The sequence below is a fragment of the Thiocapsa sp. genome (assembly GCF_011390875.1).
GTDB lineage: Bacteria > Pseudomonadota > Gammaproteobacteria > Chromatiales > Chromatiaceae > Thiocapsa.
Map to the genome: position 1 here is coordinate 21,828 of NZ_JAABRP010000052.1, position 6,241 is coordinate 28,068.

At 65.8% G+C, this 6,241-nt stretch carries 7 protein-coding genes; 3 read left to right on the top strand and 4 right to left on the bottom strand.

The genetic code is table 11. The annotated features are described in order from the left end of the window. Positions 1 to 5 precede the first annotated feature (5 nt). From GPT33_RS06070 to GPT33_RS06085, 4 genes are all read right to left on the bottom strand, one after another. The gene (locus GPT33_RS06070; protein ID WP_296806433.1) at positions 6 to 1,199 is read right to left on the bottom strand and encodes an FAD-dependent oxidoreductase; all 1,194 of its coding nucleotides are present in this window, start codon (positions 1,197 to 1,199) and stop codon (positions 6 to 8) included. A gap of 22 nt (positions 1,200 to 1,221) precedes the next feature. Next, positions 1,222 to 1,833, bottom strand: a complete 612-nt coding sequence (locus GPT33_RS06075; RefSeq protein ID WP_296806435.1) for a hypothetical protein — start codon at positions 1,831 to 1,833, stop codon at positions 1,222 to 1,224. Between the two features lie 72 nt (positions 1,834 to 1,905). After that, the gene (locus GPT33_RS06080; RefSeq protein ID WP_296806437.1) at positions 1,906 to 2,478 is read right to left on the bottom strand and encodes a DUF3365 domain-containing protein; all 573 of its coding nucleotides are present in this window, start codon (positions 2,476 to 2,478) and stop codon (positions 1,906 to 1,908) included. Positions 2,479 to 2,759: 281 nt separating this feature from the next. Next, positions 2,760 to 3,095: a YebG family protein gene (locus tag GPT33_RS06085; RefSeq protein ID WP_296806439.1), complete on the bottom strand. Its 336-nt coding sequence runs from the start codon at positions 3,093 to 3,095 to the stop codon at positions 2,760 to 2,762. Positions 3,096 to 3,300: 205 nt separating this feature from the next. Between GPT33_RS06085 and GPT33_RS06090 the strand changes: the two genes are divergently transcribed. The 3 genes from GPT33_RS06090 to GPT33_RS06100 form a co-directional block, all read left to right on the top strand. Further along, on the top strand, positions 3,301 to 3,582 hold the full coding sequence (locus GPT33_RS06090; protein WP_296806440.1) for a helix-turn-helix transcriptional regulator: 282 nt from the start codon (positions 3,301 to 3,303) through the stop codon (positions 3,580 to 3,582). Next, positions 3,579 to 5,594 carry a hydrogenase 4 subunit B gene (hyfB, locus tag GPT33_RS06095; RefSeq protein WP_296806442.1) on the top strand — a complete coding sequence of 672 codons (2,016 nt, stop codon included), beginning with the start codon at positions 3,579 to 3,581 and terminating at the stop codon, positions 5,592 to 5,594. The genes GPT33_RS06090 and hyfB overlap by 4 nt, the downstream gene beginning before the upstream one ends. 111 nt (positions 5,595 to 5,705) lie before the next feature. Continuing rightward, a partial coding sequence (locus GPT33_RS06100; RefSeq protein WP_296806444.1) for an NADH-quinone oxidoreductase subunit H occupies positions 5,706 to 6,241 on the top strand: 536 nt, incomplete at its 3' end.

Sequence of the window (6,241 nt, forward strand, 5' to 3'; positions counted from 1 at the left end):
GTGCCTTATCCCGCGAAGAGTCGGTCCGACTCGCTGCGGCTGCGTGTCAGGGCGTCCTCGATGGAGACGCCGAGGAACCAGTTTCCGGTGACGGCGAGCCGCGTTCCGGCGAGGATCTCGTCGAGTCGCCGTACCCGCGCGGTATGGCCCGTGCGCAGGGCCGGTAAGCGATTGTGAACCCGCGCCTGCGCCGCGATGTGGCGCGGCGTGGTGCCGAGCGCGAGACAGGCCCGCTCGATCTGCGCCTGCTCGCTCAGCACGCCGGGTCGGAAGTGGAAGGCGAATCCGCGGTAGCTCGGGTCGGCGAGGAAATCGCGCGAGACGGCCGAGTAGAATGCCTCGTCCACCGCGATGAGGCCGGCAATGGGTTTGAGCCCAAGGTCAGAGGTGCGGAACGCCAGGACCAGGGTCTCGATTTCGGCTACGCCGATATCGGTGATCGCGGCCCGAGCGGCGTCGAAGCCGGCCGGCATCAGTGCGGCGGCGACATCGGGCGGAACGGCGAGGGTGAGCGAGCCGCAGCTCACTGTCTCCCCCCCGGTCGTGACGCAAAAGTCTTCGCCGTTGCGCTCGATCGCGGCGATCTGCTGTCCGGTGCGGACCTCTAGGTCCTTTTGCGCGGCGATCGCCGCCGGGATGGCGGAGAGCCCGGTCGAGAAGGTGAATGCCTTGATGACATCTTTGCGGCGCGGTTTGCGGCGAAACAGCGCTTCGGCAGGGTAGTCGTCGGCCGGCTGGCAGATCACGGCCTGAAAGGCATGACGCAGCAGGTCGTGATAGTTGCGTCGTCCGAGGACATCGCCGTAATAGTCGGAGACGCTGCGCCCTTCTTTGGGGGCGGAGAAGATTTTCGGGATCGAGCGCATCGCCTCCCAAAGGTGCAGCGCCGAGAGGATCGAGCTTCGCTGCCCGCCTTTCCAGAGAAGATAGCCGACCTTCCCCTTGGGCTGAACGTGTCGGGTCAATCCGAGATCGTCCAGGATCGACAGAAGGTTTCCGTAGCTGTTGAAGCAGGTGTGACCGCCGGCCTCGGTCCAGAAGCCCCCGAGCTCGCTAAAGCTCTGGCTGTTGATGCAACCCCCGACCCGATCCGATGACTCCAGTACGAGGGTCCGCCGGCCGCGGCGGGCTGCGAAATGAGCGGCACCCAAGCCGCTGATGCCGGCGCCGATGACGATATGGTCGAAGTCCGTGCTCATACTCTGCTCGTAGGCTGATGCGTCAGTCGGGCGGTTCCTGGGTCCCGCGCCGAGGGGTCTCGGTCCGAGAGCGCTCGGCCGGTGTCTCCATCTCGGCGAGCGAAAGGTAGTCGATGTCGGGAATCGGGATCGGCGTGGGCGGCGGCTCGCAGTCCGCAAGGTTCCACTCCTGCCCCGAGACGAGGCTCAGCTCGCCTGTGTCGAAGGCCGCTATGTTAACCGTGCGTGACGGTTCAAGAAAGTCGTCTTGGGAGGCGGCCAGCGAGAGGGGTGGGGTGCCGCTGTCGTTGTCGGTGTCGTCGGACGATTCCGGCCGCGGCGATGGGCTGCGGTGCGAAGCCGATGCGGCATCGGTCGCGGTGCCGGATGCCCGCGGTTGCGCCTCTTTGTCCAGGAGGGTTACCGTCAGGACGGCGCCGGCGTGCTCGAAGACCTCTGTGAAGCGTGCCACGGTCGCGGCATCGGCGTTGCGCTTGACGATTACCGGTCGACCGGTGAACAGGCGCTCGGCGCCTGCTTCGCTGAGTTTGAAGAGCGCCGTCAGGCGCTCGCGCACCTGCGCCGGATCGGCTCCTGGACTCAGATCGCCTCTATAGCTGAGATCGAACCGTTCCTCGGCCATGGCTGATGTCACGTTGGTGGCTCGGGCGAGAGCCCGGACCGATGCTGAAGCGATCGCCCGGGCTCTCGCCCGGGCGGGATGGGGTCAGAGCGGCTTGGACAGACTGAATGCACCTCGGACATCGCCGAGGCTGTAGCCGCGTGCCATGTCGTCAGGATAGCGCTCATCGATCGCCGCCGCGACCTCCGGCGTGATGTCGCTGCCGTGGCAGGCGAGACAGACCTCCGCGGTCGGGATCGCCTTCATGAAGCGGAACGTCTTGCCGTCAGCGGTTTCCACGACCTCGGCATAGGCCATCGGCTGCACATCTTCTCCGGCGGCGCGACGGGCGTCGAAGTCCGCGAGGACCTTCTGCTCCCAGGCATCCGGCGTATTTTCCGCAGTGTTGCGCGTCTTGAGGCTGGTTCGACCGACCTCCCAACCGGAGCGCTCGGAAAGGTCGGCCGCGATGGCGGGCGCGCGGTCTTGGCACACCGCGATGGCGTTGGTCGGGCCGCCCTCCTTGATGGCGGCCTGCAGCTCGCCCTGCAGTGTGGTGGCAAACTCCTTGACGATCCCTTTGGCCTCTTCGGCGTTCGGGTTCGGCGCCGTCTCGGCGTTGATTGTCGTCGTGGCGAGGATGGCGGTTGCAGCGGTCAGGCGTGCGATCAGCTTCATGCGCAAGGTCTCCGGGTCGATGGGTTGGGAATAAGGTGTCGGGTCGAGGTGGAAGACTGGTTTCGAGAGGTTCGGGCGGGTCGCCTGTTCGCGATCCCGGCGCGAGACTCGCTGTCTTTGACGGATCGACCGTTGAGAGTTCCGTGCGCTCGATCGCCGGGTGAAACTCCAAGGCGAGATGGCCACGGAACGCATGGATTTTTCAGTGTATTGGCGACGCCGTGGATCGCGCGTCCTCGTTCGGCATCGCCCGAGCGAATCTCTCGAGATCGGCGTGGGGTTCAGCTCGCGGCCCGCAGAGGCGCGACCTTGGATGTCGCCTCGGGTTGCTCCGCACCCTTCACGATGTCGCCCTTTTCGGTTTCGACGGTCTCGATTTCGGCCGACTTGCCCTTGAGTATGCGCTCGACCGTCTTGGCGTTGCGCGCGAGATAGATGGTCAGATCCTCGAGATCACTCTCCGGCAAATCGGGCAGGACCTTATCGTGGCGCAGGAGCTCGGCGAGGCGCTCCGCGCTTTCGAGTGCTTTGTCGTAGGCGTCGGCGGCCTTTTTGTCGGTCGTACGCAAGCGTTCGGCTCCCTTCTGGTCTCTGACGACGTATTCGATCTCGATCACGGTCTTGGGCTCCCGGGTCGGTTGTCGTGATGCCCCGCGCGAGGGCTTGAGCGGACAGTATACTGTTGAAAAAGACAGGCATGCACGCGAGACCGTCGGCGCGAGGCCGGGAGCCGAACGGCTCGGCGCGTCGGATGGGACCTTGCTAAATGATTGCTTGGCGCCATAAAATGATCCGTCAAACATGATGAGTGATGGCTAAGACATGATCGTTGCCGCACAGATCCGTGCCGCGCGTGCCCTGTTGGGGCTCGACCAAAGGCGTTTGGCCAAGGCTGCGGGCCTGTCTGTGCCGACCATTCAACGGATGGAGGCCAGTGACGGTCAAGTCCGCGGCAACTTGGATTCGGTCATGAAGCTGATCGAGGCCCTCGATCGGGCCGGGATCGAGCTGATCGGCGAGGCTCAGGTCAGCGCGGGCGGCGGGCGCGGGGTCCGCCTCAAGCAGACGAACTCCGAGACGAGCGGCCCCGACGCGACGCGATGAGGATCGAGACGGCCTTGTTGATCGCCGGCCTCGCGGTGACGCTCGCCCTCGGGTCGGCCGCCGTCTCGTTGCTTGCGGCGCGATTCCCCAAGGTGGTGCGCTTCGCGGCGATGCCGCTGACCGGGCTCTGCGGTGTGGCTGCGATCCTGGCCGGACTTGGCGCCTTATTGTCGGGCGGCGTGGCGACGGCGACCTTGCCCTTGGGCCTGCCTTGGCTGCCCTGGCATCTGCGCATCGATGCTCTTGCGGGGTTCTTCCTGCTCCTGATCGGTCTGGTGACCAGTGCGATCGGGCTCTACGGGCCGGCCTACGTGCGCGGGCTCGAGCAGAGTCGGGATTCGCTGGTCGCACTCGGTGGCTTCACCGGGCTCTTCCTGGCCGGGATGCTCCTGGTCGTCCTGGCCGACGATGCCTTTCTCTTCATGATTGCCTGGGAGGTCATGTCGCTGGCGTCCTACTTCCTGGTCGCCTTTCAGCATGAGCAGGCGGCCAACCGACGCGCCGCCTTTCTCTATCTCCTGATGGCCCATGTCGGTGGCTTGAGTATCCTGCTCGGGTTCGGTGTGCTCGCCTCTTTCGGCGACGGCTTCGCCTTCACGTCCATGCGTGGCGCCGAGCTGTCGCCGATTTGGGCCAGCGTGGCGTTCGGGTTGGTCTTCCTCGGGTTCGGTATGAAGGCCGGTCTGGTCCCGCTGCATGCCTGGCTGCCCGAAGCTCATCCGGCCGCGCCATCGTATATCTCGGCCCTGATGTCCGGCGTCATGCTCAAGGTGGCGGTTTACGGCTTCATCCGCCTCGTCTTCGATCTGATCGGCGATGTGCAGTGGGCGTGGGGGATGGCGGTGCTGGCAATCGGCAGCCTCTCGGCGCTCACGGGTGCGCTCTTTGCCCTGATGCAGACCGATCTGAAACGCCTGCTGGCCTATTCATCGGTCGAGAACCTGGGCATCGTGTTCATCGGTCTGGGTCTGGCGCTGATCTTCATCGACACCGGACATCCGCTGCCGGGCACGCTCGCCTTTGTCGCGGCGCTCTACCACGCGCTCAATCATGCACTCTTCAAGGGTCTGCTCTTCCTGGGCGCCGGCTCCATCCTGCACAGCACCCACGAGCGGGATCTTGAGCAGATGGGCGGTCTGCTGCGGCGCATGCCCTGGACGGGGCTCTTCTTCCTCATCGGTTGTCTGTCGATTGCGGCGCTGCCGCCTTTCAACGGCTTCGTCTCCGAATGGCTGACCTTCCAAGCCGCCCTGCAGGCCTGGCAGCTCGACAGCGGTGTTATGCGCAGCCTCATCCCGATCGCGACCGCCGTGCTGGCGCTCACCGGCGCCCTGGTGGCGGCGACCTTCGTGAAGGTCTACGGCATCGCTTTTCTCGGTCAGGCGCGCAGTCGGCATGTGCGCCGCGCCCGGCCCGGTCCTTGGGGGATCCGCGCCGGACAGGGTCTACTGGCCGTTCTCTGTGTGCTGCTCGGTCTTTTTCCGACCCTGATCATCGGTCTGATCGACGCCGTCCCACGTCAGCTCCTTGGTGGCGGGCTGCCCGATGCGGGCAGCCGAGGCTGGCTCTGGTTGGTGCCCGACGCGTTCGAGACGGCCAGCTACAGCGCGCCGCTGGTGACGGTGCTCCTCATCGCGATCGCCGTTCTCGTGGTCTGGAGCCTGCATCGCGTCGGCGTGCGCAGGGTGCGCCGTTGCGATGCCTGGGACTGCGGCTTCGCACCGCCGACGGCGCGGATGCAATACACCGCGACCGCCTTCGCCCAACCGTTTCGGCGGGTCTTCGCGCTGCTGTTCCGGGTGGAGGAGGCGCAGGTCGCGCGCGAAGACGGCGTGATGCGTCATCAGCTCAAGATCGGCGACCGCAGTTGGGACGCGCTCTATCTGCCCCTGTCGCGTCTGGTCGAGGCCGCGGCGCGACGCGTGGTCCGTCTGCAGTCGGGCAATGTGCGCGTCTATCTTGGGTGGACCCTGGTGACGCTCCTGGTCTTGCTGTGGATCGTCTCCGCGTGAGCGGCCTAAAACCGCGTCGCCGCTAAAGGCCGTGGATGCACCAAACGTCGAACTCAATCGAAAGTGAGCATCTCGCTCTGGACGCGGTTTAATGGTGAAGCGCTGAATCCGATGGTCGACATTCTCACTCCATCCGCCTGGCTGCTCGCCGTCGTGCAGGCGCTCCTGTTTCCGGCGCTCGCCCCGCTCCTGGTGGGCTGGGTCCGCAAGGTCAGAGCGCGCCTGCAGAACCGGCGCGGGGCCTCGGTCTTCCAGCCCTATCGCGAGCTGAGAAAGCTGCTCTTCAAGGAAGCCCGGGTTGCCCATACCGCCTCGCCTCTGTTTCGCGCCGCGCCCTCCGTGGTCTTCGTCGCCACCTGGCTGGCGGCGACAACGGTGCCGCTCCTGACCATCGATCTGCCGACCGCGGTGGTGGCCGACATCATCGTTCTGGCCGGGCTGCTGGCGCTCGCACGCGTCTTTCTTGCCCTTGCCGGCATGGACGTGGGCACCGCCTTCGGCGGCATGGGCGCCTCGCGCGAGATGATGATCTGGAGCTTGATCTGGCGGTTGGAGGCGGGGTCGGTGATGTCGGCGAGGAAGTCCCGAAGGGCCTGGCCGGGGTTGGCGGCGCGCTCCTCGTCGGTCATGTCGGGGAGCAGCGCGGC

Excerpts from the sequence above, each read along its gene's own strand:
- GPT33_RS06080 (WP_296806437.1), bottom strand. The coding sequence starts at position 2,478 with ATGAAGCTGATCGCACGCCTGACCGCTGCAACCGCCATCCTCGCCACG.
- hyfB (WP_296806442.1), top strand. The coding sequence starts at position 3,579 with ATGAGGATCGAGACGGCCTTGTTGATCGCCGGCCTCGCGGTGACGCTC.
- GPT33_RS06070 (WP_296806433.1), bottom strand. The coding sequence starts at position 1,199 with ATGAGCACGGACTTCGACCATATCGTCATCGGCGCCGGCATCAGCGGC.
- GPT33_RS06090 (WP_296806440.1), top strand. The coding sequence starts at position 3,301 with ATGATCGTTGCCGCACAGATCCGTGCCGCGCGTGCCCTGTTGGGGCTC.